18 protein-coding genes are annotated in these 23143 nt (G+C 60.6%); 12 read left to right on the top strand and 6 right to left on the bottom strand.

The genetic code is table 11. The features are described 5' to 3' along the window. Positions 1 to 51: 51 nt before the first annotated feature. From ASG68_RS25915 to ASG68_RS25895, 5 genes are all read right to left on the bottom strand, one after another. Positions 52 to 1083, bottom strand: a complete 1032-nt coding sequence (locus ASG68_RS25915; RefSeq protein ID WP_062584323.1) for a hypothetical protein — start codon at positions 1081 to 1083, stop codon at positions 52 to 54. A 42-nt stretch (positions 1084 to 1125) separates the two neighbouring features. Next, complete coding sequence (locus ASG68_RS25910) at positions 1126 to 1767, bottom strand: N-carbamoylsarcosine amidohydrolase (protein WP_062584321.1); 642 nt, start codon at positions 1765 to 1767, stop codon at positions 1126 to 1128. A 9-nt stretch (positions 1768 to 1776) separates the two neighbouring features. Beyond that, positions 1777 to 2529, bottom strand: a complete 753-nt coding sequence (locus ASG68_RS25905) for an Asp/Glu racemase (protein ID WP_062584319.1) — start codon at positions 2527 to 2529, stop codon at positions 1777 to 1779. Positions 2530 to 2602: 73 nt separating this feature from the next. Then, positions 2603 to 3403 (bottom strand): alpha/beta fold hydrolase, encoded by an 801-nt coding sequence (locus ASG68_RS25900; protein WP_062584317.1) that lies wholly within the window; start codon positions 3401 to 3403, stop codon positions 2603 to 2605. Next, a complete protein-coding gene (locus ASG68_RS25895; RefSeq protein WP_062584315.1) occupies positions 3400 to 4536 on the bottom strand; it encodes an FAD-dependent monooxygenase in 1137 nt (378 codons plus the stop codon). The genes ASG68_RS25900 and ASG68_RS25895 overlap by 4 nt, the downstream gene beginning before the upstream one ends. Before the next feature lie 339 nt (positions 4537 to 4875). Here ASG68_RS25895 and ASG68_RS25890 point away from each other — a divergent pair, with 339 nt between their 5' ends. The 12 genes from ASG68_RS25890 to ASG68_RS33115 all read left to right on the top strand — a co-directional run bounded on the left by ASG68_RS25890 (position 4876) and on the right by ASG68_RS33115 (position 22061). After that, positions 4876 to 5415 (top strand): (2Fe-2S)-binding protein, encoded by a 540-nt coding sequence (locus ASG68_RS25890; protein ID WP_082478598.1) that lies wholly within the window; start codon positions 4876 to 4878, stop codon positions 5413 to 5415. Further along, positions 5412 to 8960, top strand: a complete 3549-nt coding sequence (locus ASG68_RS25885; protein ID WP_062584312.1) for a molybdopterin cofactor-binding domain-containing protein — start codon at positions 5412 to 5414, stop codon at positions 8958 to 8960. The genes ASG68_RS25890 and ASG68_RS25885 overlap by 4 nt, the downstream gene beginning before the upstream one ends. A 13-nt stretch (positions 8961 to 8973) precedes the next feature. Then, the gene (locus ASG68_RS25880) at positions 8974 to 11649 is read left to right on the top strand and encodes a hypothetical protein (protein ID WP_062584310.1); all 2676 of its coding nucleotides are present in this window, start codon (positions 8974 to 8976) and stop codon (positions 11647 to 11649) included. 15 nt (positions 11650 to 11664) lie between these two features. Beyond that, the gene (locus tag ASG68_RS25875) at positions 11665 to 13893 is read left to right on the top strand and encodes an MGH1-like glycoside hydrolase domain-containing protein (protein WP_062584308.1); all 2229 of its coding nucleotides are present in this window, start codon (positions 11665 to 11667) and stop codon (positions 13891 to 13893) included. Positions 13894 to 14271: 378 nt separating this feature from the next. Beyond that, a complete protein-coding gene (locus tag ASG68_RS25870; RefSeq protein ID WP_062584306.1) occupies positions 14272 to 15348 on the top strand; it encodes an ABC transporter substrate-binding protein in 1077 nt (358 codons plus the stop codon). Then, positions 15338 to 16252, top strand: coding sequence for an ABC transporter permease (locus ASG68_RS25865; protein ID WP_082478599.1), 915 nt, complete (start codon positions 15338 to 15340; stop codon positions 16250 to 16252). The genes ASG68_RS25870 and ASG68_RS25865 overlap by 11 nt, the downstream gene beginning before the upstream one ends. A gap of 10 nt (positions 16253 to 16262) precedes the next feature. Continuing rightward, entirely contained in the window at positions 16263 to 17042 is a 780-nt protein-coding gene (locus ASG68_RS25860; RefSeq protein ID WP_062584303.1) for an ABC transporter permease, read from the top strand. After that, a complete protein-coding gene (locus ASG68_RS25855) occupies positions 17029 to 18078 on the top strand; it encodes an ABC transporter ATP-binding protein (protein ID WP_062584301.1) in 1050 nt (349 codons plus the stop codon). Before ASG68_RS25860 ends, ASG68_RS25855 begins: the two co-directional genes overlap by 14 nt. A gap of 2 nt (positions 18079 to 18080) precedes the next feature. After that, positions 18081 to 18686 carry a cysteine hydrolase family protein gene (locus ASG68_RS25850; protein WP_062584299.1) on the top strand — a complete coding sequence of 202 codons (606 nt, stop codon included), beginning with the start codon at positions 18081 to 18083 and terminating at the stop codon, positions 18684 to 18686. Between the two features lie 44 nt (positions 18687 to 18730). Next, entirely contained in the window at positions 18731 to 19219 is a 489-nt protein-coding gene (locus ASG68_RS25845) for a MarR family winged helix-turn-helix transcriptional regulator (RefSeq protein WP_062584296.1), read from the top strand. A gap of 39 nt (positions 19220 to 19258) precedes the next feature. Continuing rightward, a complete protein-coding gene (locus tag ASG68_RS25840; protein WP_062584295.1) occupies positions 19259 to 21580 on the top strand; it encodes a beta-glucosidase family protein in 2322 nt (773 codons plus the stop codon). A 220-nt stretch (positions 21581 to 21800) separates the two neighbouring features. After that, positions 21801 to 22061, top strand: coding sequence for a transposase (locus tag ASG68_RS33115; protein ID WP_082478600.1), 261 nt, complete (start codon positions 21801 to 21803; stop codon positions 22059 to 22061). A gap of 130 nt (positions 22062 to 22191) precedes the next feature. On the opposite strand, the gene ASG68_RS25835 is transcribed toward ASG68_RS33115, so the two are convergent. Continuing rightward, positions 22192 to 23046, bottom strand: coding sequence for an ABC transporter permease (locus ASG68_RS25835; protein WP_082478601.1), 855 nt, complete (start codon positions 23044 to 23046; stop codon positions 22192 to 22194). Between the last annotated feature and the right edge of the window lie 97 nt (positions 23047 to 23143).

Below are 23143 nucleotides of genomic sequence, written 5' to 3'. Positions count from 1 at the left end.
TCGAAGCATGTGAAGCTTCCTGTTTGTGACGATCGGGCCAGCGCCGATGGATCAGCTGAACTTGAACTGCATTTCCTTCACGGCGATATCGCCGTTGAGAACCATCGGTTCGTCATCAAGGAAAAGCGAGCAATTGCGCATCGGGATATCCAGATGGCACGCCGTGTCGTTCGGGCCACCCAACTCGTTGTTCGGACCGGTCGAGAACATGACGTTGCCATAGAACGACCGGGCTTCCATGCCCATGCCGCCCGGGAATTCACCCGGCACCATGCGATGCCACTTGGCGTTCTGGTTCAGACCCCAGCCAACATGGCTCATGCCCATGCCGCGCGGATCGTTGAAACCGGCCATGTAGGATTTCACCAGCTCGGCATCGAGACCACCGCGGATGTCGGTGATCCAGCCATTTTCGATCGTGTAGATGATCGGGTCGCGCACGTAGATATTCTGTGGCAGCAGGATATCGCCGGGTGCGACCACGATCGTACCGTCCACGCCGTCGTCGTCACCACCGGTGAACACGAAGCCGGACGGCCAATGATCCCAGCGGCCCGGTTCGTCCGTGCACGCATATTCGGTAATGGCCGGATAGGTGTTGAGCTTGTAGGTGACATCCGTGCCGTGCTCGGAGGTGATCCGCATCACCTTCGCCTTGGAGAGCAGGTCGCCGGCAAATTCGACGCGTTCGCGCAACTCCTTCGTCGGTAGCATGCGGGCGAGGATTTCCGGTGGTTCGACGGCTGTGAGAATACGCGTGCCGGACGCCTGGATTGCCATCTGCTCCGGGCTGAAAAGCAGGAAGATGCAATCGATCAGCATGTCGGCGGCCTTGAGGGCTTCCACCGCTTCCGGCATGGCTGCAAGGCCGGTCTGGCCGACCGCCCAGGCCCCTGCCGGCGGCACCGGCGGCAAACGCATATGATACATCTTGGCGCCGAGACGCATGCCCGCCGCCATGAAGGCATCGGCATAGTCGAGGCGCTCGTTGCCCTGGGTGAGGACGATGAGTTTTTCGCCCTCGTGAACGCCAGACATCTTCAACTGATGCAGGCAGATTTCCGTGAAGCTGAATTGATCCATGTTCGTTCCCTTTTTTGATTGAAAGCTGAAGCGCTTCGGACGTTACGGACAGCCGGATTTGGCCTTGGCGATTTCTGCAATCGCCTCCTCTTTCGAAACGACATCGCCGTATTTGCTGTCGATGTCGAAGAGGTTTGCATTGTGCGGATCGGGGTGCCGGTCGCCGACGCAGTCGCGCACGACGATGGGCCTGAAACCGTATTGAACCGCATCCACCGCGCTAGCCCGGATGCAGCCGCTGGTCGAGCAGCCGGCCATGATCACCGTGTCGATGCCCTGGGCATGCAGTTGCGAGGCGAGGCTGGTACCGAAGAAGGCGCTGGCATATTGCTTCACGATGACCAGTTCGCCCTTTGCAGGCTCAACTTCGTCGCAGAATTCAGCAAGCACATTGCCCTCGACCATCGCCTTCATTACCGGTGATTTCTTGACCCACATGCCGCCATCGGCGCAGTTTTCCGCCAGATAGAGAATGCGTGTATGGATCACCGGAATGCCGGCATCCCGCGCTGCCTGGATCAGTTCGGGAGCCTGCGCCACGGCATCGACCACGCCGGGCGCATAGAGGGGAGCGCCCTCGATCGTGTAGGCTTTCAGGAAGTCGATGACGAGCAGCGCTGGGCTCTTGCCGAAACCGATGCGATTACCCCAGACACCCTGATAATTCGATTCAGCGCTCTGCATGGTCTCTCCTCAATACGCGCCGGACAGAAGCGCGCCGGCACCCGGCACGACAGCTTCCAGACCGAGCGATTTCAGCATGCAATAGGTCGTGGCGACGGCGGCGGTCAGAACCGGCTTGCCCGTCATGGCCTCCACCTTGGCGATGACCGGCAGCGACGGCATCTGCACGCAGGCGGACAGCACGATCACATCGACATCGGTCAGGTCGAGCGTCTGGACGATTGCCGGCAGGTTTTCGGGATCGTGACGGGCGACATCCAGATTGTCGGGAATTTCCAGCGCCCGCCAGTCCATGACCTCGAAGCCCTCTTCACGGATATAATCGACTACCAGCTCCGTGAGCGGCTTCATGTAGGGCGCGACGACGGCGATCTTCTTCGCCTTCATCACCTTTAGTCCCTCGATCAGGGCACCGGCGCTGGTCACGACGGGGATGTTCGTGCCTTCCTCGATCGTGCGGCCCGTCAGCCGCTTTTCCGACTGGCGATGATAGCCGAGCCCCATGGCCATGATCGCGACGAGGCAAGCATAGCCCAGAACATCGACACGGGCGTCGGAAAGCTCGACCGCGCAGCGATCGGATTCCGCATCCATCGCCGCCAGTTCTTCCTTCACGACCTTCTTCATGCGCATGCGGCTGGAGTGGAAGGTGAAGCGCTCCGGGCGGATGGATTGCCGCGCCGTCAGCATGGCCGGGATTTCCGTCTCCATGGTCGTGTTGGAACTGGGTACGATCTGGCCGATACGATATAAAGTCTTCACGGGATAAAATCCTCTGCCTTACCAAAGAGAGCAAAAAGAAACAGCGGCGAACCGTTTGATCCGCCGCTGCCGATCAGCGGGAGAGGAAATCTCCGAGAGCCTCAAAGAAGCCGTCGAAATCATCCCAGGGGATCATGTGACCAGCGTTCGGCACATGGACGATTTCCAGCGCAGGCTGAAGCGACAGCGCTTCCTCCTCGTCCACCTTCTCGATCACGCCGCCCCGGCCAGCAACCATCAGCATGGCGGGCTGCATCAGCTTCGGCAGATCCGGAAAGATGTCGTCCTTGTGGAAGTCCTCGAAGGCTGTGACGATGGCGGGCTCATAGCATGTGTGCAGCCATTCGGCGCGCAGCTTCAATTGGTCGTCGGTCCAGGTCGGGCAGAACGCCTTCATGCCTTCGGCATCGATGCCGCTTGTCGCCAGGCGAATGCTGTCAACATACCAGGGCAGCTTGCTGGGATAAGGCCGGCGACCGGGACCGGACACCGGCGGATCGATCAGGGCAAGCCGCGAAAACGCTGTGGGGGCGGAAACTGCCGCGCGGATTGCGATACGCGCGCCCATCGAATGACCGAGCAGCGCCGGCTTCGAAAGTCCCAGCGCCGACGCAAAGGCAACGACGTCAGCCGCCATCGCATCGAGACCGTAGTCGAGATCGGGGCCGGTCGAGGAAAGGCCGCGGCCACGCACATCGAGGACGTAGACGTCGTAACGCTCGGCCAGCCGCTCCGCAACGAAACCCCAGGTGATCGCCGGGCTGGTGATGCCGGGGATCAGGATGACGGATGGGCCTTTTCCACCGTAGCGAAGATAATGCTGGCGAATGCCGTTGGCGGAAACATTCGCGCCGTAGAGCGCCTGCCCGTTCATGCCGCATTCTCGCTCTTCAGCGGCTCGGCATAGATGTCGTAGCCGTAAACCCAGGACGGATCCTCCTGATCGAGCAGGAAGGTATTGGCGTTGGACACGGTCTGGACCCGCGTTGCCCGGTCGCGCCGGTTGGCTTCATACAGCTGGAATGCCGTGCCGAAATCGTTGACGCCGGTTTCCGACAGGCAACGGGTCAACATGGCGGCATCCTCGATGGCCATCGCCGCCCCTTGCGCCATATGCGGCTTCATCGGATGGCAGGCGTCGCCGAGCAGAACCAGACGCCCCTTGCTCCACAGCGGCAGCGGATTGCGATTGAAGAGTGGCCACTTGGTGACCGTGTCGGTGCTCTCGATCAGCGCTTGGATGATCGGATGATAACCCTCGAACGCTGCCGCCATCTCCTCGCGGCTGCTATCGACGAAAGCAGAATCGAATTCCCATGCCGGATGCGGCACACCGGTGACATAATAATATTCGTCGCGGCGCGCCGTCGTGTAGTAGACCATCATATGCCGGTCCGGACCCCACCACTTGACGCAATCTTCGAAGGTGAGATCGTATTTCTTCAGCTTGTCGGCGGAGATCAGCGCACGATGGCCGACCCAGCCGCTATAATTGGGCTTTTCCTCGCCCAGCAGCGTTTCGCGGACACGCGAATTGATGCCATCGGCACCAATAACGATGTCAGCACGAACGGACGTTCCGTCCTCGAATTCCAGAAACACATCGGAACCATTGTCCTCGATGCGCGCGAGCTTCTTGCCGAAATGCAGTGTGCCGGGCTGAAGTGCATCACACTGGATTGCCTGCAGATCGCCGCGATGCACGGTGCAATAGGTCGCGCCATAACCTTCGAGCGGAATGCGCGAACGATAGTCGCCGGTAATACCGTCACGGCTGAACCAATGCGTCGGCGTGCTGCTGATATCGATGACCTTCTGATCGACGCCGATGCGCTCGAAAATCTTCAGCACGTTCGGCCCCATATGGATGCCAGCACCGAGGCGAGAGAAACTCGGCGCCTGTTCGTAGACATTCACATCGAAACCGGCATGCTGGAGCAACGCACCTGCGACGGCGCCACCAAGGCCCGCGCCAATAATCGCAATTTTTTCATTTCCACTGGACATGGTGACCCCTCTATCCGTCTTTCGACGTGTTGTTCTCATATTTGGAAGCGTGGCGTAATTTGTAGTGTATACGCTTTAAATGGCAAGTGCCCTACGCGAATTTTTCGCTGGCCAATGATTTCCTGTTCAAATCCTACCGCGTTTCCGCCGGTTTGCAACGGATAATTTCGGCTTGTCAGCTTCCGATATGAAGCGTATACACTTTTAATATAAAAATAAGGGGCAGTTGATGCGTGATGTCGGTGACAGTCGCATCGTTATGGGATGCAGGCATCTGCGGGATGTCCATGTCGTGGCGATTCGTCCGATTGAAGAAAGCGTGGGGTTTATCTCTGCCGCATGGCCGGAGCGCCGGCCTTGACGCCCGTTTCCGTTTCACTGACCGTGAATGACGCCGTCCGTCGCGTTGACGCAAAGCCTGAAACGCCACTCCTCTACATCCTGAGAAACGACCTCGCCCTCAATGGCCCGAAATACGGTTGCGGCCTCGGTGAATGCGGTGCCTGCGCCGTACTTGTCGATAATCGGCCGGTGCGCTCCTGCACGGTCCCGCTCGGCGCCGTCGGCACCCGGCGGGTGACGACCCTCGAGGGCTTGGCGGTAGACGGCGTTCCCCATCCCGTGCAGCGCGCGTTCATCGAAGAAGCGGCGGCACAATGCGGCTATTGCCTCAACGGCATGATCATCGCCATCGTTGGCCTGCTTGCGCGCAATTCCGATCCCAGCGAGAACGACATTCGCGAAGCACTGCGCCATCATCTCTGCCGTTGCGGCACACATATGGAAATTCTGGCCGCCGCACGGCGGGCTGTGAGCTATGCCCGGACGGACCGGGATGCCGCCCCGGCGCCGGTCGACAAGACGGAGGTTTCGCCATGACTGTCCACCGCGAAACGCCCAAATCATCCTACATGGCCGCCGCCGACACGCTGCTCATCGTATCGGACATCACGCGCGGTCAGGATGCCGAACTCTACATCGCCATCGGACCGAACGGACGTGTCACCGCCTTCAACGGTCACGTCGATCTCGGGACAGGCATCCGCACGTCCCTCGCGCAGATCGTTGCAGAGGAACTTTGCATTCCGTTCGAACAGGTCGAGATGGTGCTCGGCGCAACATCCGCCGCACCCAACCAGGGCGCGACCATTGCCAGCGAAACCATTCAGATCACCGCCGTTCCCCTGCGGCTAGCCGCAGCGACAGCGCGCCATCATCTTCTCGCGAAAGCCTCGGCAAGGACAGGTGTCGCGCTGGATCAGCTTCTTGTGGAGGACGGGATCGTTCGGGCTTCCACAGGCGAGAACTGGACCCTGACCTTCGCCGAACTCGTCGCCGGCGAGCATGTGCGCCTGTCGATCAATGTCGATGCCGCCCTGAAACCGGCATCCGCCTATACGCTGGTGGGGTCCTCGCGTCCGCGGGTCGATATCCCGGCCAAGGCGACGGGGCAATGGACGTATGTGCACGATGTCCGGGTGCCCGGCATGCTGCACGGCCGCGTCGTGCGGCCGCCCTATGCCGGGTTCGATCACGGCGACCACGTCGGCAACAGCCTGATCTCCATCGACGAGAGTTCCGTTGCCGATATCGACGGACTGGTCGGTGTCATTGCGATCGGCGATTTCGTCGGTGTCGTCGCGACGCGCGAAGAGATCGCAATCGAAGCCGCGAAAAGCCTCAAGGTCGTCTGGCGCGACCCGCCGCAGCGTCCGGATCTCAACGCACCGGAGGCAGCGCTCCGTGCCAATCCGGCAACGGCGCGCAAGCTCGCGGATCGCGGCAATGTCGATCTGGCCCTTGCCGGCAGCGCCCAGCCGATGGACCGGACCTATGTCTGGCCCTATCAGATGCACGCTTCGATCGGCCCCTCCTGCGCGGTGGCGGACTATCGCGACGACGGGCTGACGGTCTGGTCCGGCACGCAGAACCCCTTTCCGATGCGCCGCGATCTCGCACTGCTGCTGGACATGCCGGAAGACATGATCCTGGTGGAGCGGCTGGAGGCGGCCGGATGCTACGGCCGCAACTGTGCCGACGACGTCACCGCCGATGCCGCGCTTTTGTCGCGTGCCGTCAAGGCCCCGGTCCGGGTGCAGCTGAGCCGTGAACAGGAACATGCCTGGGAGCCGAAAGGGGCGGCCCAGATCATGGATGTGCGCGGCGGCCTCGATCTGGAAGGCGGGCCGTCGGCCTACGATTTCGAAACGCGCTATCCCTCCAATCTCGCGCCGACCCTGCCGCTCATCCTGACCGGCAAGGTGCCGCCTGTCTCCGATGTCGTACAGATGGGCGACCGCACCGCGATCCCGCCCTATGCCTACGGCAACCTGCGCGTCACGGTGCACGACATGCCGCCGATCGCGCGGGCCTCGTGGTTCCGCGGCGTGTCCGCCATGCCGAATACGTTTGCGCACGAATGCTACGTCGACGAGCTGGCAGCCGCCGCCGGCGTCGATCCCATCGAATACCGTCTGCGTTATCTTGCAGATCCACGCGCTGTCGATCTGGTCAAGGCGCTGGCGGAACGGGCGAAATGGGTTCCCCATACCAAGTGGGGCACGCTCGGCGGCGAAGGAGATCTGCTCTACGGGCGCGGTTTCGCCTATGCCGTCTATATCCATGGCCCCTTCCCGGGCAAGGCCGCCGCCTGGGCCGCATGGGTCGCCGATGTCGCCGTCAACACCAAGACGGGCGAGATCGCGGTCACGAAAGTGACCTGCGCCCAGGATTCCGGGATGATGATCAACCCCGACGGCGTGCGCCACCAGATCCACGGCAACATCATCCAGTCCACGAGCCGGGTGTTGAAGGAAAAGGTGGAGTTCTCCTCGACGGCCGTTACTTCGAAGGAATGGGGCGGTTACTCGCTGATCACCTTCCCCGAAGTTCCCGATATCGACGTGCTGATGGTGCCGCGGCAGGACGAGCCACCTCTCGGTGTCGGCGAATCCGCGTCGGTGCCGAGCGCCTCCGCCATTGCCAACGCTGTCTATGACGCAACCGGCATCCGCTTTCGCGAACTTCCCCTGACGCCGGAACTGGTTCTGGCCGCGCTCAACGGCAACAAGAACGAACCGTCGCCGGCGGCACCGGCGAAAAAACGCGGATGGTGGAAATTCGGCCTGTCCGCCGCCGGTGCTGTTGCCGCCGTTTCCGGTATCGTGACGATGTCTTCGCCGTGGCGCTCGGCTATCGCGACCATTCCGCGTCCGGACACCAACGTCTACAGCGCCGCCACCATCGAACGCGGACGCCTTGCGGCGGCGGCGGGTGCCTGCAATGTCTGTCACGTGGGTCCGGACGGAACACCATTTGCTGGCGGCCGGCGCTTCGACACGCCGTTTGGCGCTGTATACGCCACCAACATCACGCCGGATATGGAAAACGGCATCGGCGCATGGTCCTATCCGGCTTTCGAGCGTGCCATGCGCGAGGGCGTGAGCCGTGACGGCCATCACCTCTACCCTGCCCATCCCTACACCTCCTTCGCAGGTGCAGAGGATGCCGATCTTCAGGCACTTTACGCCTATATGATGACGCAGACACCGGTAGCAGAACAGGCGCCTGAAACGGCTCTCAAGTTCCCCTACAACATCCGCTCGATGATGGCCGGCTGGAACGCGCTGTTCCTGAAGAACGAACCGTTCCGCTATACCGAGACCCGCACGGCCGAATGGAACCGTGGCGCGTATCTGGTCGAAACGCTCGGCCACTGTTCGGCCTGCCATACTGAACGCAACGCCCTTGGCGCGGAGAAATCCGGACAGGCCCGGCTTTCCGGCGGCTTCGCCGACGGCTGGGAGGCACCTGCGCTCAACAGCCTTGCCAAAGGACCGGTCGGTTGGACGGCGGACGCCTTCTACGACTACCTGCGCACCGGCCATTCGCGCGACCATGGCAGCGCCGCCGGCCCGATGGCGCATGTTGTCGAAGTCATGCAACCGCTTCCCGATACGGACATCCGCGCGATGGCGACCTATCTCGCCAGCCTGAACGACGGCAACGCGCCGGAAGCGATCGCAGCGCAGAAGGAGGCCGCGATTGCCGCCAGCGAAACGGCAAAGGCTGAAGCCGCGCGCGTCTCTCCGAAGGGCGAGCGCATCTTCAACGGCGCCTGCGCCACCTGTCATCAGGGCAATACGGTCCTGTCGTCGCTGGCGCTGAACAGCAACCTGCATGCCGAGACGCCGGACAACATCCTGCAGGTCATCCTCAACGGTGTCGAGGCGCCGGCGATCCTGGCCGAAACCACCGGACGGGAAGCACCCGAAGTCATGTCGATGCCGGCATTTCGCGAGACGCTGAACGAAACGCAGATCAAGGATCTCGCTGCCTACCTGCGCGCCCGTTTCGCGCCGGACAAGGCCGCATGGACCGACACGTCGAGCGCGATGCAACGCGTCGTTTCGTCAGCGCATTGAGAGGAACGAGGGTTTGGAACAGGCGGTCATGGACAGGCAGAACAGGGACCGCGCTCTTTTCCGCGCGCCGACGGCTGCCTTTCGCCCCTCCGCCTACTGGTTCTGGCACTCCGTTCCGACACCAGACGCCTGCCGCGCCCAGCTTGCCGATTTCAAGGCGAAGGGCATCGGAACGATCCTCATCCAGGCGCGGCTGGCCATGCCGCTTGGCGATTATCTCTCCCCGCCCTACCTCGAAGCCTATCGCGTCTCGGCTGAAATCGCGGCCGAACTGGGTATGAAACTCGGCATCTACGACGATTACAACTGGACCAGCGGCCATGCGGGCGGCCGCACGGTCGCGGGCCGCGATGACCTGCGCGAGCGTCACCTGTTCTGGTCTTCCGATGGTGCGATCAGCGGCATCTGCCCGCCCTTTGTCCAGACGATGGGCCCGGATATCGTCGGCTGGCAATACGAAGGCGGGATTGTGGAATGGTGTGACTGGACGGTAGAGGCCGCTGTTCTGCATCCGGCGTCGGATATCGGCACTCCCAGCGAGATCACGGACGTAACGGCGCAGGTTTGCATCACCGGCAACGACGCCGTGTCCTGCACCTACGCATTCGATGGAGATGTCAGCGCGGATCAGGAGCTTACCGTCTTCATCAGCGCCCGCTCCGCGACTTCGCGCCTCATCAACTACCCGCTACCCGAAGCCGCCGAACGGTTCATCCAGGTCGGGCTCGATCCGCTCGTCGACATGCTCGACGGTTTCCTGCCCGATCCTGTCGGCTTCGTTTTCTACGACCAGCCGGCAGCGGGATTTTACCGCTGGAACCAGATATCGGGCACACTCGGCAACAGCCTGCTTTTCGCGCCATTGCTTCGCCAGGCGGTGGCGGAGCGGATCGATGTGCCGTTTGCCGAGGCGCTGCTGGCATTGGTTCGGGACACCGGGCGCGAGACGCTGCGCATACGGGCGAAATTCCATGCCGCCTATTCGGCGCTGATAAACGAGGCATTCTTCGGCACCCTGCGTCGCTGGTCCGAAACGAAGGGCATTGCGCTCACCGGCCATGAAATCCTGCCGCATGTCTCGTCCTTTTCCCTGAACGGCGGCTTCACCAGCATCGACCCCCGCGTCGCGCCGGCGGTGGATTTCTTCGGTATCGACGCATACCGGCACGAAACGGCCGTCGATTCCAACAATTTCGCGGCGCAGCTTGCGCCGAAGCTCGGCGATTCCGTCGCGCGCTCGAACGGACGCAGCCGGTGCATGGTCGAAACCTATGCCAGCGCCGAGAGAACAACGGTGCGCGCCGCCGGGCAATGGGAACTGACGCTGGAAACCGCGCGTGCGCAGGCGATCCGGCTGCATTGCCTCGGCATGCGGCAATTCATCTGGCACGGCGTCTACCAGACAGACGGTCGCGACGACGATCCTACGCCCTTCGTCAACCCGCGATTCGATTTCGCGCCCGGCATCAATTTCGAACCGTGGTGGGCCTACCACGATCTTTTTTCCGACGAGACCGCACGGATTTCCGCGTTCATCGAGCCGGCGAAGCCCCGCACGCCGGTTGCGATCCTCTATCCGCTCCACACCGCCTTTGCCGAAGGGCCTCGCCATAGCCATGCGACACATCTCGGCGCATGGTGCGAACGGCTTCTGGCACAAGGTTGCGACTTCATGATCGTCAGCGAGGCCGATCTGATCGCGGCGGAAATCCGGGATGGCCGGCTTTTTGCGTCAGGACTTGTCTTCGACGCCGTGGTGCTGCCGTCGGTTACGGTTCTTGAAACAGTCGGCACCCTCCGTAAACTCGAAGCATTCAAGGCCGCCGGCGGCACGGTCTGGTCGTCGGGCGAGCGCCTGTCGCTTGCCTGCGACGACGATACGCCGATCGCCGCGACCGCGCTGTCGCACCATTGCGATACGCTGCCCGACTGCGACCACATCGCCACCTTGCTTTCGTCACTCCGATCGTCCGGTCCGAGGTTCGACATCGGATCGGCCCGCAGGCCATGGCAATGGGTCGGATACGAAGAGGACGGCTGGTGGCGGATCGTCCTGTTCAATGATGGACCGGATGGCATCGATATGTCGATATCCCATGCCGAGGGCTTCGACTGCGAGGAATGGTCGCCCGAAGAGGGCACGATCGAGCCTGCCGGGCCCTTCGATCATCTGGCGATCGCGCTTGAGCCGCACGCTGTGCGCTGCCTGCGGATCCGCGAGGCAAGTCATGACACAGCCAGCAAAAGCACCCTCAAACCGCTGCCCACCCTCGATCCAGAGCGCGCCATCCCGCTTGTCGACGGATGGCGCTTCGCGCCGGGCACAGGGACCGATTTTGCGCCCATCTCCGTCGAAACCGGCTGGGAAAATCAGGGTTTTGCCGATTTTTCCGGAACCGGTATCTATCGCACGACGCTGACGGCCGAGACCGAAGCCACGTGGATCGTTGAATTGCCGCAGGTCGAGACCGCCGTCACCGCATTTCTCGATGGCGCCCCATTGGGTAGGCGGGCCTGGCGGCCCTACCGCTTCACGCTCGGACACCTGAGCACGGGTTTGCACACGCTGGAGCTTCACGTCGCCAACACCGCTGCAAACCGCTATTACCGGAACACGCCCTATCTCGGCGACACGCCGGACAGCAGCGGACTGACCGCCGCACCGAAACTGATCCCGCTTTCAAACTGACCGGATACCAGAGCCATGCCGAAACATATGACCGTCCCCCTGATGCGCGCCTGGAACAGCTGGTCCGATCGCCCGGCCGAAATGGTTTTCCTGCCGCTTGGCGTGCGTATCACACCGGTGCTCTATTCAACCCGCAGCAAGACGACCTCGGCCATCGAGCCGCGCCGAAATCCGGTCCGGCTGGGCCGTCATGCCATTGATGGATCGTTGATTGAACTCGAAACCGATCACACCGGCACAACGGTCGCTTTCTCGACGACCAAAACAGATCCGTTTGCCGTTCGCGGAAGCTGGGAAGGAACGGTTTCCGCCGAATGGGGTCTGCGGTTCTGGCTAACGCTGGCGATTTCCTCTGATGGCGGCGAGATCGGCATCCATGATGCCGGTCGAAACACCACGCTGTTGAAAGTCGGCACACGCTTTGTTGCGGTCGTGACGGCTGAAGCGCCTGTCCACGTTACCGGTCACGACACGATCGACGCTCTGCGCGCCGATTTCGAGGAGAACGGCTATTTCTACACGGCAACGCGCCGCAACGAGGCGCCGGTCATCGCTCTGCGGTTCAATCTGGAAATGATGCGCAAGGGCGCCTACGCCGCCGCTGTCGCTGACAGTGCAGAACTTGCCATCGAAAAGGCCAAGGCGTGCCTTGCCGCAGGCGCATCTCTCGCCCTCCCCAACGCCCAGACCGGTGCGCTCAAAGGTTCCCTCGATGCGGTCCGCGACGTCGTCGCGTGGAACACCATCTGGGATGATACCAATGCCCGGCCCTATACCGCCGTCACGCGGATCTGGAATCTCGGAAAATTTGCCGTCTGGTACAATGACCAGCTCTTCGCGGCTCTTCTGGCAGGCGTCTTCGACGCCGATCTGGCGCGCGAAAACATGGCGACAGCCATGGCCAGCGCCACGCCGCAGGGCAATATCGCCTGCATCGTCACCTCCAACGATGCCTGGGTCGATCGTAGCCAGCATCCGAACGGCGCGCTCGTTGCCTGGCAGCTCTACCAGCGTACCGGCGAACGTTCGATAATTGCAGCGAGCTACGACGCCCTTGCCCGCAATCAGCGCTGGTGGTGGGAAAACCGCGATCCGGATGGCTTCGGCTTGCTGTCCTGCGGGACATCCGATGTCGGCGAAGGGCTCTACAAGGGCACGGCTTTCGGTGCCCGCAACGAGACCGGGATGGATAATTCCGCGACCCATGACGAGGCGATCTACGACCCGATCACCCGCACGCTGTCCACCTTCGATCTCGGCCTGAACTGCGCGGCCGCGCTCGATGCCGAAATGCTGTCGAAGATGGCGACGGTGCTCGGCAAACATGACGATGCCCGCGAATTTGCCGATATCGCCGAACGCAGCCGAAAGCTGATCTCCGAAACCCTCTGGGACGAAACACGCGGCATCTTCGCAAACCGCCAGCGTAGCGGCGGTTTCGTACGATCGCTTTCGCCAACCAGCTTCTATCCATTGCTTTGCGGCGCCGCCACGCCGGAGCAGGCCGTCCGCCTGCTCGAACATCTAGACGACGAGACGACATTCGGCGGTGATTTCGTGCTGCCGAACGCGACACGCGACGATCCGGCCTTCGGCGACAACGTCTACTGGCGCGGGCGCATCTGGCCAAACGTCAACTACATGGTCTGGCTCGGTCTACGCCGCTACGGGTTCCGCGTGCAGGCAAGCAAGCTTGCCGGCCAGAGCTATGATCTCTTCATGAAATCCTGGAGCAAGGACCGGATCGCGTCCGAAAACTACAATGCCGTAACCGGTGAAGCGATGGATCAGGGCGATACCGATCCCTTCTATATCTGGGCCGCTTTGTTGCCATTCATAGCGACCGGTGAAATCGTCGATTTCGATCCTTGGACAGGATGGACCGTCCACAACGGCGGTAAGGACCTTTCCATCGGACCGATGCTGTCGCCGGCGGGAACCTTGAATATCACGATCGAAGCCGGTCTGCTTTCCGTGACCCTGAATGACAGCGTCGTGATGGAAACGGACCTGCAGACAACGTTCTCCCGGGTCGACATTGCGGCAACGGCGTTTTCCTGTGTCATTTCGCCGGCATCGGAAGCGGGGTTCATTGCCCTGCCGAATGTCGCCGCGCGCGATGTGGCCAGCGTCCGAATCGATGGCAATGAGGTGGATTACACCACAAGCCATGATGGTATCCGCGTCAATATCGCCGAAAGCGCGCAGGCTCGCCATTTCCGCGTCTATTTTTTATCGGCATGAAGACACATGAGGCCAAGAAGCGCTTGACAGGCGGATGATACTGCCCAATAGTTTGTATACAAATAAAAAGACTGATAAAAGACCAGAGGGTTTGAACTGAGGACTACAATGGAAATTTGATGTTCCTGTTCGAAGTCCTGCATAGCAGATAGTATCGCATAGCGTTTCGAAATGACGTTCCGCGCATCGTGCGGAGTACGGTTTCGTTCGCGCTGAAATACCCTGTTGTGAACGCTATCATTCCCTTGGTTTTAGTTTGTACACAAACATAATTGCGCGTCTGCAACGCGCCTTCTGCTGTCGGCCTTGCCGATCCCATTGTGGTCGTTGACCAAGTCACGATCACCGCAACTGTGTATTTACAAGAGGGGTGCCAACATGACTGAGATTACCAAACGCAACATACTGAAACTGATGTCCGCAGCACTTGTGGCCGGCAGCGCTTTTGCCGCACTGCCGGGCATGGCTTTCGCGGCCGGCACCATCACGGTCCTGAACTGGCAGGGCTACGGCACAGACGAAGCCTGGTCGATCAAGGCCTTTACCGAAAAGACCGGTATCGAAGTCGTTCACGACTATTACAGCTCGGAATCGGAAATGCTGACCAAGCTGCGCACCAATCCGGGCGCTTACGATTTGGTCGTTCTCAATGCCGCGCGTTGCGCGCAGGCGATCGCCGAAGACCTCCTTCAGTCGATCGATTTCAGCAAGGTGCCGAACTCGAAGACGGTCGACGGTGCATTCCTGACCAATCCGAACTTCAGCAAGGATGGCACCGGCTATGCTGTTCCGTGGGTCTGGGGCATGACGTCTCTGGCAATCCGCGACGGCATGCCGGTTCCCGACAGCTATGCCGCCCTAGCCGACCCTGCCTACAAGGGCCGCGTTGCCTTCGACGACGACGCGATCATCAATGTCGGTCTGGGCGCCCTGATGACCGGTCAGGACATGAACGATCCCAAGGATCTGGCCAAGGTCACCGAAGCGCTGAAGTCGATCAAGCCGAATGTCAAGCTGCTCTGGTCGACCGAAGATCAGTGGAACAAGTCTTTCGCAGCCAAGGAATTCGATCTCTCGGTCTTCTGGTCCGGCGGCTCCGTGCGCTCGAAGCGCAATTCCAAGCTCCCGGTGACCTTCGTCGTTCCGAAGGAAGGCGCAGTCGGTTGGGTTGACGGTCTCGGTATCCCGGCTTCGGCTCCGAACCCCGAAGGCGCTCTTGCCTTCGCCAACTGGATGATCGATCCCACCTTCTATGTGGAATGGGCAACCAAGGTCGGCGCGCCGGCGTCCGCAAACACCGCAGCCATCGATGCGCTTCCCGCCGATGACCTCAGCCGCCAAGTTCACAAGGCCGAATATCTGAAGACGATGAGCATCATGTCGGCCTTGCCGGATGACCGCCGTGAAGCCTTCAACAACGTCTGGCAGGAAGTGAAAGCCTTCTATGCAGAATGACCAGCTGACACTGGCGCCAGCGCGCGGACCTTCGGGTCCGCGCAAAGGGCGCGCACTCCCGCCGTGGGTCTCGACAACGGCTCTCCTGATGCCGACCTATGGCTGGCTGACGATTGCGGTGTTTCTGCCGCTTCTGACCATGTTCGCGTTCAGCTTTCTGTCGGCGACGCCGATGGGCAAGGCGCCGATCATCTTCACGCTGAAACAGTACAGGGCGTTCATCGATCAGCCGTATCTGGTCGGGATCGGCATCACATCGCTGCTGATCGGCTTCTGGACGACGCTCATCTGTGCGGTTCTGGGCTTTCTGGCGGCAGTCGCCCTGGTGCGCTCGACGTTCGGCAAGACGCGCGAAATGCTGCTCATCCTCATTCTTCTTCCGTTCTGGACGAACGGCCTGGTCCGCGTCTTTTCATGGACGATGGTGCTACGTGAAAACGGCTTCTTGGATAGCCTGCTGCACATGGTTGCACCGGATGCCGGATCGATCGGGTTTCTCTATACCCGCTATGCGATCGTGGTCGGCCTGGTTCACGGTTACCTGCCCTACATGATCCTCACATGCTATATCGCGCTCGTGACGATCGATGATGCGATCATCGAAGCCGCAGCCAGCCTTGGCGCGCGCTGGTGGACCATCCTCTTCAAGATTCTTCTGCCACTTGCGGCCCCCGGCCTCATCTCCGGCGCAGTCCTGACCTTCGTTCCGGTCATCGGATCATTTATGGAACCCCGTATTCTCGGCGGACGCGTGGGTGTGACCATGGGAACGGTGATCGAGGACCAATTCACGCAGGCCTTCAACTGGCCGCTGGGCGCATCCCTGTCCTTCACGCTTCTTGCCGTCGTGCTCGCGATCTTTGCAACCTTCTCCGGCGTCTTGCGCCGTGGCACAACGGCGTGAGGAGACGATCATGAAATCACTTGGCCGTTTCTATCTCATCGCCACTCTGGTCTTTCTCTACACGCCCATCCTCGTGATGATGGCCATGGGGTTCAATGAATCGCAACTTTACGAACTGCCGTTCACGTTCTCAATGCGGTGGTACGATGCGCTCTGGAACAACAAGATCCTGCTGACCGCGGGCATGAACAGCATCATCATCGCCCTGATCACGTCGGTGCTTGCAACGGCGCTTGGGACCATGGCGTCCGTGGCGCTGTCGCGACGGACGTTTCGCGGCAAGAGCCTGCTGCAACTGATGCTTCTGCCGCCGATCGCTATTCCGTGGCTGATCACCGGAACGGCCATGCTGATCTTCTTCTACTGGACCGGGATCGGCCGAGGCATGCATGCGCTGTTGATCGGCCATGTCGCGCTTGCCATTCCCTATGTGGTTCTGGTCGTCGGCACAGGTTTCCGGACCATCCGCGCCGATCTTGAGGAAGCGGCGATGAGCCTCGGCTCGACCCCGGTGCATGCCTTCTTCTCGGTGACGCTGCCGCTGCTCTATCCAAGCATTCTGGGTGCCGCCCTGTTTGCCTTCGCGGTATCGCTCGACCAGTTCGTCATTTCCTACTTTCTCGCAACGCCCGGCTACACCACCCTGCCGGTGCAGATCTACTCCTCGATCCGCAAGGGCTTCACCCCTGAAATCAACGCGATCTCGACCGTGCTTCTGCTCGGTTCGATGACCGTGATCCTGATTTTTGCGCGCTTCGCCAAGCCCGGAGACACCAGTGACAAACGTTAAAGTCAATTCGGTCGCCAAGACCTATGGAACCACGCCGGTTCTCGCCGATATCACCACCGAGTTTCCGGAAGGCTCCTTCACAAGCCTCCTTGGCCCCTCCGGTTCGGGCAAGACGACCTTGCTGCGCATCATTGCTGGCTTCATCAAGCCGGACCAGGGTGTGGTGATGATCGGCAACAACGATGTCACGGATGTTCCCGTCTGGGGCCGCAACATCGGCATGATGTTTCAGTCCTATGCTCTCTTCCCGCACATGACCATCGCCCAGAACGTCGCCTTCGGCCTGGAGCGGCGCGGCATCAAGGGCGCAGAGGCTCGCAAGGAAGTCGACCGTGCACTCGAAATGGTCCGTCTTCCCGGCTTCGGCGATCGCACGCCAAAACAGCTTTCCGGCGGCCAGCAGCAGCGTGTGGCGCTGGCGCGCGCCATCGTCATCAAGCCGAGCGTGCTCCTGCTCGACGAGCCCCTGTCGGCGCTCGACCGACGGCTTCGACAGGAAATGCAGGTGGAACTCCTGCGCATCCAGCGTGAAAGCGGCCTGACCACAATCTTTGTGACCCACGATCAGGAAGAAGCACTGACGCTCTCGGACAAGGTAGCCATCCTCGACAAGGGCCGCATCGTCCAGATCGGCGAGCCGGAAACGGTCTACGAAAAGCCGTTGACGCGTTTTGCCGCAGAATTCCTCGGCGATTCCAACTTCCTCACCGGCACGGTCGAAAACGGCGCAGTGCGGCTTGCGGATGGTTCGGTGGTCAAGAGCACAAGCGCCCTGCCCGCGAACGGCTCCACGGTGACGCTTGCCATCCGTCCCGAGAAGATGGCGATTACATCGGGCGATACGGCCGACAACAGCATCAAGGCACGCATCACCACGGTCATCTATGCCGGGCCTGTCCTGTCCTATCATCTGGAAACCGCCGATGGCGTGCCGCTCAAGCTGTTTGCACAGAACCGCGACGGCACGGTCCTGAAGGAAGGCGACGAAATTTCGCTCGGCTGGTCGGCGGAACACACGGTGGCGGTGGCCGACTGATCATGGAAACCGCGGCATTCTCGAAAAACACGCTGCACCTCGTCATCGACATGCAACGCCTCTTTGCCGAGGAAACCGTGTGGTACACGCCTGCGATGGCGGACATTCTTCCGAACGTGCTGAAGCTCTGCGAAGCGCGTCCGGAAGAAACCCTCTACGCCCGTTTCGTCGTTCCGCAGAACGCAGGCGCCGCGACGGGCCGGTGGAAGACCTATTATGAACGATGGTCATCGGTCACAGGCGATGCGCTTGATACCGCCATGCTGGATCTGATGGCGCCACTGGCAGCCATTGCCGATGAGAGTGCCATCGTCGACAAGGCGACCTATTCCATTTTCGGTTCGCCCGGCTTTGACGAACGGCTGAAAGCGTCGAGCATCGACACCCTGATTTTTTCCGGCGTCGAGACCGATGTCTGTGTCTATGCCAGCGTCCTCGATGCCGTCGATGCCGGCTATCGTGTCGTTCTCGCGGTCGATGCGCTGACAAGCAGCGACCGGGCGGCACATGATGCGGTCATGACCCATCTGGTGCCAAGGCTTTCGGAACAGGTCGAAACTTTGTCCACGCAGGCCATTCTCAATTTGTGGCGAAATGAAGCAATATAACGGGGCTGCCGGCCGCTGGCAAAAGGCGAAATTCGAGAGATCCGATGGACGTTCCGTTTAAACAAGATACCAATGCGCCTGAAGGCCTCGTTTCCTCGACGCCCGGCGCCAGTGATCAACATGCCCAATATATGCTTGGCGAGCAGATCGGCTTTTATCTGCGCCAGGCCAACCAGCGACATGTGGCCATTTTCGCCAGCCTGATCTCCGAGAAGCTGACGACGACCCAATGGGCGGCACTGGTCAAGCTCAAGGATCTCCAGCCCTGTTCCCAAGGCAATCTCGGTCGCGAGACCGCGATGGACATGGCGACCATCAAGGGCGTCGTGGATCGCCTCGTCAAACGCGGGCTCGTCCATACCGCGCCGGACCCGGCCGACGCCCGCCGTCTTGTCCTCACGTTGACCGCCGAGGGGGACGCAACGGTCAGCCGCAATCTGTCTATCGCGCTGCAGATCTCGCAGGAAACCCTGGGTACGCTCACCCCGGCTGAGCGCATGATGTTGATGGAATTGCTCCGGAAAATCTGTTGAGCCGCCTCCGCTCGCCCCACAGGAATTGAAAGCTCTCCCATGTTCCATCCCACGGACGACGAAATCATCTCGCTTGTCGATCAGATGACGGCGGCCGAGAAGGTCGATCTTCTGAGCGGTCGTGGCCTCTGGAAAACCGCCGGCATCGAGCGACTCGGCATCCCGTCGATTGTCATGACCGACGGCACGTACGGTGTCCGATATTCGACCACTCAGATCGATGCCGGCGACAGCGATGAGAACAGCCTCCAGGCATTCCTGGGACTCGTCAATCAGCAAGCCGGTGACGGAAGCGACATGTTCGGGACGACACGGCCGGCAACCTGCTTTCCAAACGGCAATCTCCTTGGCTGCTCTTGGGATATCGACCTCGCCTATCGCATGGGGGTGGCACTTGCCGCGGAGTGCCAGAGCTTTGGTGTCAATCTCCTGCTCGGGCCGGGTATCAACACCCGCCGCACGCCGCTCGCCGGCAGGGCCTATGAATATTATTCGGAAGATCCGGTCATCAATGGTGATCTCGCCGCAGGGCTGATTTCCGGACTTCAGGACGGCGGAGTCGGCGCCTCGCTGAAGCATTTCGCCTGCAACAATTCCGAAATCGACCGAACCGCGACAAGTTCGGATGTTGATGAACGAGCCTTGCGGGAAATCTATCTCGCCGGTTTCGAACGTGCGATCGGAAAGAGCACACCGTGGACCGTCATGAGCGCCTACAACCTGCTCAACGGCGTGCAGGCGGCCGAAAACCACTGGCTGCTGACCAAGGTGTTGCGGGACGAGTGGGGATATGACGGGCTGGTGATCTCCGATTGGCACGCCGTCAAGAACCGTGCCGCATCCCTGCGCGCCGGAACGATGCTGGACATGCCGGAGAGCAAGCCGCGCAAGCAGCAATTGCTCGCGGCCATCGAAGGCGGCGATGTCCCACCCGACGCCGTAGATGCGGCCTGCAGGACGCTCCTGCAATTCGTCCGTCTGTGCAAGGCCAACGAGCGGCCGGATACGGCGGTCGATCTCGACGAGCATAACCAACTATCGCGTCAGCTTGCTGCGGAATCGATCGTGCTGCTGAAGAACCGGGGAAGCGTCTTACCGCTGAATCCCAAGGCATTGCGCCGTCTTCTCGTCATCGGCGACAGCGCCCTCGAGCCAATCATCCAGGGGTCAGGATCTGCCACGACCAATCCCTACCGCGTCGATTGTCCGCTGACACAAATCACAGCGCGCGCCGGTGCCGGATTCGACGTCCGCCATCTGCCGTCCAAAACCGCCCTGACAGCAGCGGTCGAGGCCGCGCGGGACGCCGATGTCACAATCGTCTTTGCCGAAAATGAAAAAAGCCGACATGGCGAAGGCAATGACCGTGACACATTGAAGCTGGCCGCAGGCCAGGATGCGATCATTCAGGCACTGGCTGACGCGGGACGAAGCGTTATCGTCATCTTGTCCATGCCCGATGCCGTGGAGGCACCCTGGATCGAGAGCGTGGATGCCGTTCTGGCATGTTTTTACCCCGGCCAGGGCGGCGGCGAAGCCATCGCTCAAATCGTGTTCGGCGAACAGAATCCTTGCGGAAAGCTGTCGGCAACCATGCCCGTGCGGATCGAAGATATTCCAGGCTGGCACACCTATCCGGGCGAACATGGCCGCCATCTATACAGCGAAGGCATCTTCGTCGGATATCGGTTCTACGATCTGAAGGCGATCGAGCCACTTTTCCCTTTCGGCCACGGCTTGAGCTACACGACCTTTTCCTATGAAGACATCACACTCGATATCGGCGTCATCGCACCGGGCAGCCATTGCACCGCGCATGTCACGGTCCGAAATACCGGCGCTGTGGCGGGCAAGGAAATCGTCCAACTCTACATCCGTCCGGTCAAGCCCGGCTTGAAGCGACCAATCAGGGAACTCAAGGCCTTTGCAAAGGTACATCTGCGCCCCGGCGAAGCGAAAACCGTGACGCTTCCGCTTGGTCCACGCGATTTTCAGTATCGCGACACCGCGCGTTTCGCATGGGTCCTGGACGCCGAAGCTTTTGTCATCGAAGCAGCTGCCTCGTCGCGTGATATCCGCCTCAGTCAGACCCTGCCGTGCCATCGCCAAACGTTCCTGCCGTCAAATCTTTCTCCGGAGTCGCCCCCATCGTTGATTTTTTCCCATCCACAGGCGGATGCGGTGCTGCGCCGATTTCTGGCAGCGAAGCTCTCGATCAAGGATAGCGAGGCAAGCAGCCTCCTCGACAAGGTGCGCGGATCTTTTCTCGGTTTCTACGACACTCTCAGTTGGTTCATCGGCGATAGTGTTCGAAAAGAAGACATCGCCGCCATATTGGCGGAACTTGACCACAGCCCGTAATGGTAGAAGGAGGTCTACGGCCGCAAATACACCAGCCATCACTTGAATTTAAGCAGCCGATCCCACAGAACTTTACCTGCCGCCTTTGACACAAGGATCGCGTACACCCTGAGGCTGGACCACGGGGCGCTTCAAATAAGCCACCGGCAGGGCTACTTGGGTTTCAAATTCCATTGGCAATCGATCGCCATGAACTGAGTTTAGCCGCTTGGTATTGTAGATGAATCTGAATACCCTTGGATTTTTCGACGCCTTCTTTCCCAACTTTGGGGCAAGAATAGCATCGCGAGCAATCAAATTTCAGCGAAGATTTTCAGCATGGCCAGTGCGTCAGATCACGGAGCGAGGCTATCCGATTGCGAATGTTTCGCAGCGGCTCGGGGTTAGCCAGCATTCTCTGTCCGAATGGAAGAACAAGTTTGCTATGCCGGGCACTAAAGACAGCAATGGGGCCGCGTATTTCGCCGGGGATGCAAAGTGAATTACGTGTCTTTGAACGAAGAGGAGCCGATCCATGACTACTCAAATAGCAGACTGACGGTTTTCAGGAGTTCTTGCGCGAAGGTGAATAACGGCAACGGGCGCCTAGAGCTGCTTTTGCTGTGCGTCTCTCAAACCTTTGAGGAAGCCGCCGACTTTAAGAGCATCGAGTAAACGTCAGAAATCGTTATCTCGAGCTGAGTTCCCCAGCCTTCGGGGGGGCGTTTCCAGCGAACGGATCGGGCCTCCCAGTGCTGGATGATGCCGTGCTCCACGACCAGCATGACAGCGACGAAAGCGAGTGAATAGACGAGAACATGGCCGGTTTCGAATTGCTGGAAATAGAGGTGGACGCGAAAGCCGATACCGTTGGAGCGGCCGAGGAATTCGACAACCAGCACGATCTTCCAGATCACGGCTATGCCGTTGCGTGCCGAAACCGCCAGCCAGGGAGCGAGTTGCGGCACGACGAGATGGCGCAACCGATCGCGGCGGGAAAGGCGGGAAACAATCGCGAGGTCCTCCAGCGCGGGATCGAAGGCGCGCACACCCTGGCGGATGGTGATGATCACCATTGCCGTCTTATTCAGCGTCACCGCCACGATAGCGGCCAGTTCGTTCAGTCCGATCCAGAGATAACAGAGCACGATCAGCACCAGTGCCGGCAGGTTCATGAAGATCGTTACCCACGGGTCGGCCCAGCGGTTGAATGTTCGATAGCGGCCGAGCAGATAGCCAAGCAGGCTTCCCGCTGTCATGGCCAACAGGAAGGAAACAGTGACGCGCAGCAAAGTCGCCGCAAGCTCGCGCGGCAGGCGCCCGGAAGCTGTTTCCGACCAGAAGATACGTGCGACATCGACGGGTCCCGGCAGAACGGTCGGGTCCGCCTTCAGCATGGCAAGGACGGCCCAGAACAGGCCGAACAGTGCCAGTGATAGAATGAAGACGATGCCCGATGCGGGGGGCTCGGTTTGCGTCCCAGCCATTGAAATCTCCTTTCTCGACTATACCCACCGGCGCATCCGAACGATCCGCGACCTTGGTCGTATGGCGGCGCTGGGGCGTGTGCATAGAAATCGGAGT

This window comes from Rhizobium sp. Leaf453 (genome assembly GCF_001425605.1).
Taxonomy (GTDB): domain Bacteria; phylum Pseudomonadota; class Alphaproteobacteria; order Rhizobiales; family Rhizobiaceae; genus Pararhizobium.
The sequence above is the reverse complement of the archived record's forward strand: the minus strand, read 5'-3'. Positions and strand labels throughout refer to the sequence as shown.

Bases quoted from the DNA above. Each gene is read 5' to 3' on its own strand.
- ASG68_RS25915 (WP_062584323.1), bottom strand. From the start codon at position 1,083: ATGGATCAATTCAGCTTCACGGAAATCTGCCTGCATCAGTTGAAGATG.
- ASG68_RS25910 (WP_062584321.1), bottom strand. From the start codon at position 1,767: ATGCAGAGCGCTGAATCGAATTATCAGGGTGTCTGGGGTAATCGCATC.
- ASG68_RS25900 (WP_062584317.1), bottom strand. From the start codon at position 3,403: ATGAACGGGCAGGCGCTCTACGGCGCGAATGTTTCCGCCAACGGCATT.
- ASG68_RS25895 (WP_062584315.1), bottom strand. From the start codon at position 4,536: ATGTCCAGTGGAAATGAAAAAATTGCGATTATTGGCGCGGGCCTTGGT.
- ASG68_RS25890 (WP_082478598.1), top strand. From the start codon at position 4,876: ATGGCCGGAGCGCCGGCCTTGACGCCCGTTTCCGTTTCACTGACCGTG.
- ASG68_RS25885 (WP_062584312.1), top strand. From the start codon at position 5,412: ATGACTGTCCACCGCGAAACGCCCAAATCATCCTACATGGCCGCCGCC.
- ASG68_RS25875 (WP_062584308.1), top strand. From the start codon at position 11,665: ATGCCGAAACATATGACCGTCCCCCTGATGCGCGCCTGGAACAGCTGG.
- ASG68_RS25870 (WP_062584306.1), top strand. From the start codon at position 14,272: ATGACTGAGATTACCAAACGCAACATACTGAAACTGATGTCCGCAGCA.
- ASG68_RS25865 (WP_082478599.1), top strand. From the start codon at position 15,338: ATGCAGAATGACCAGCTGACACTGGCGCCAGCGCGCGGACCTTCGGGT.
- ASG68_RS25860 (WP_062584303.1), top strand. From the start codon at position 16,263: ATGAAATCACTTGGCCGTTTCTATCTCATCGCCACTCTGGTCTTTCTC.
- ASG68_RS25850 (WP_062584299.1), top strand. From the start codon at position 18,081: ATGGAAACCGCGGCATTCTCGAAAAACACGCTGCACCTCGTCATCGAC.
- ASG68_RS25845 (WP_062584296.1), top strand. From the start codon at position 18,731: ATGGACGTTCCGTTTAAACAAGATACCAATGCGCCTGAAGGCCTCGTT.
- ASG68_RS25840 (WP_062584295.1), top strand. From the start codon at position 19,259: ATGTTCCATCCCACGGACGACGAAATCATCTCGCTTGTCGATCAGATG.
- ASG68_RS33115 (WP_082478600.1), top strand. From the start codon at position 21,801: ATGAATCTGAATACCCTTGGATTTTTCGACGCCTTCTTTCCCAACTTT.
- ASG68_RS25835 (WP_082478601.1), bottom strand. From the start codon at position 23,046: ATGGCTGGGACGCAAACCGAGCCCCCCGCATCGGGCATCGTCTTCATT.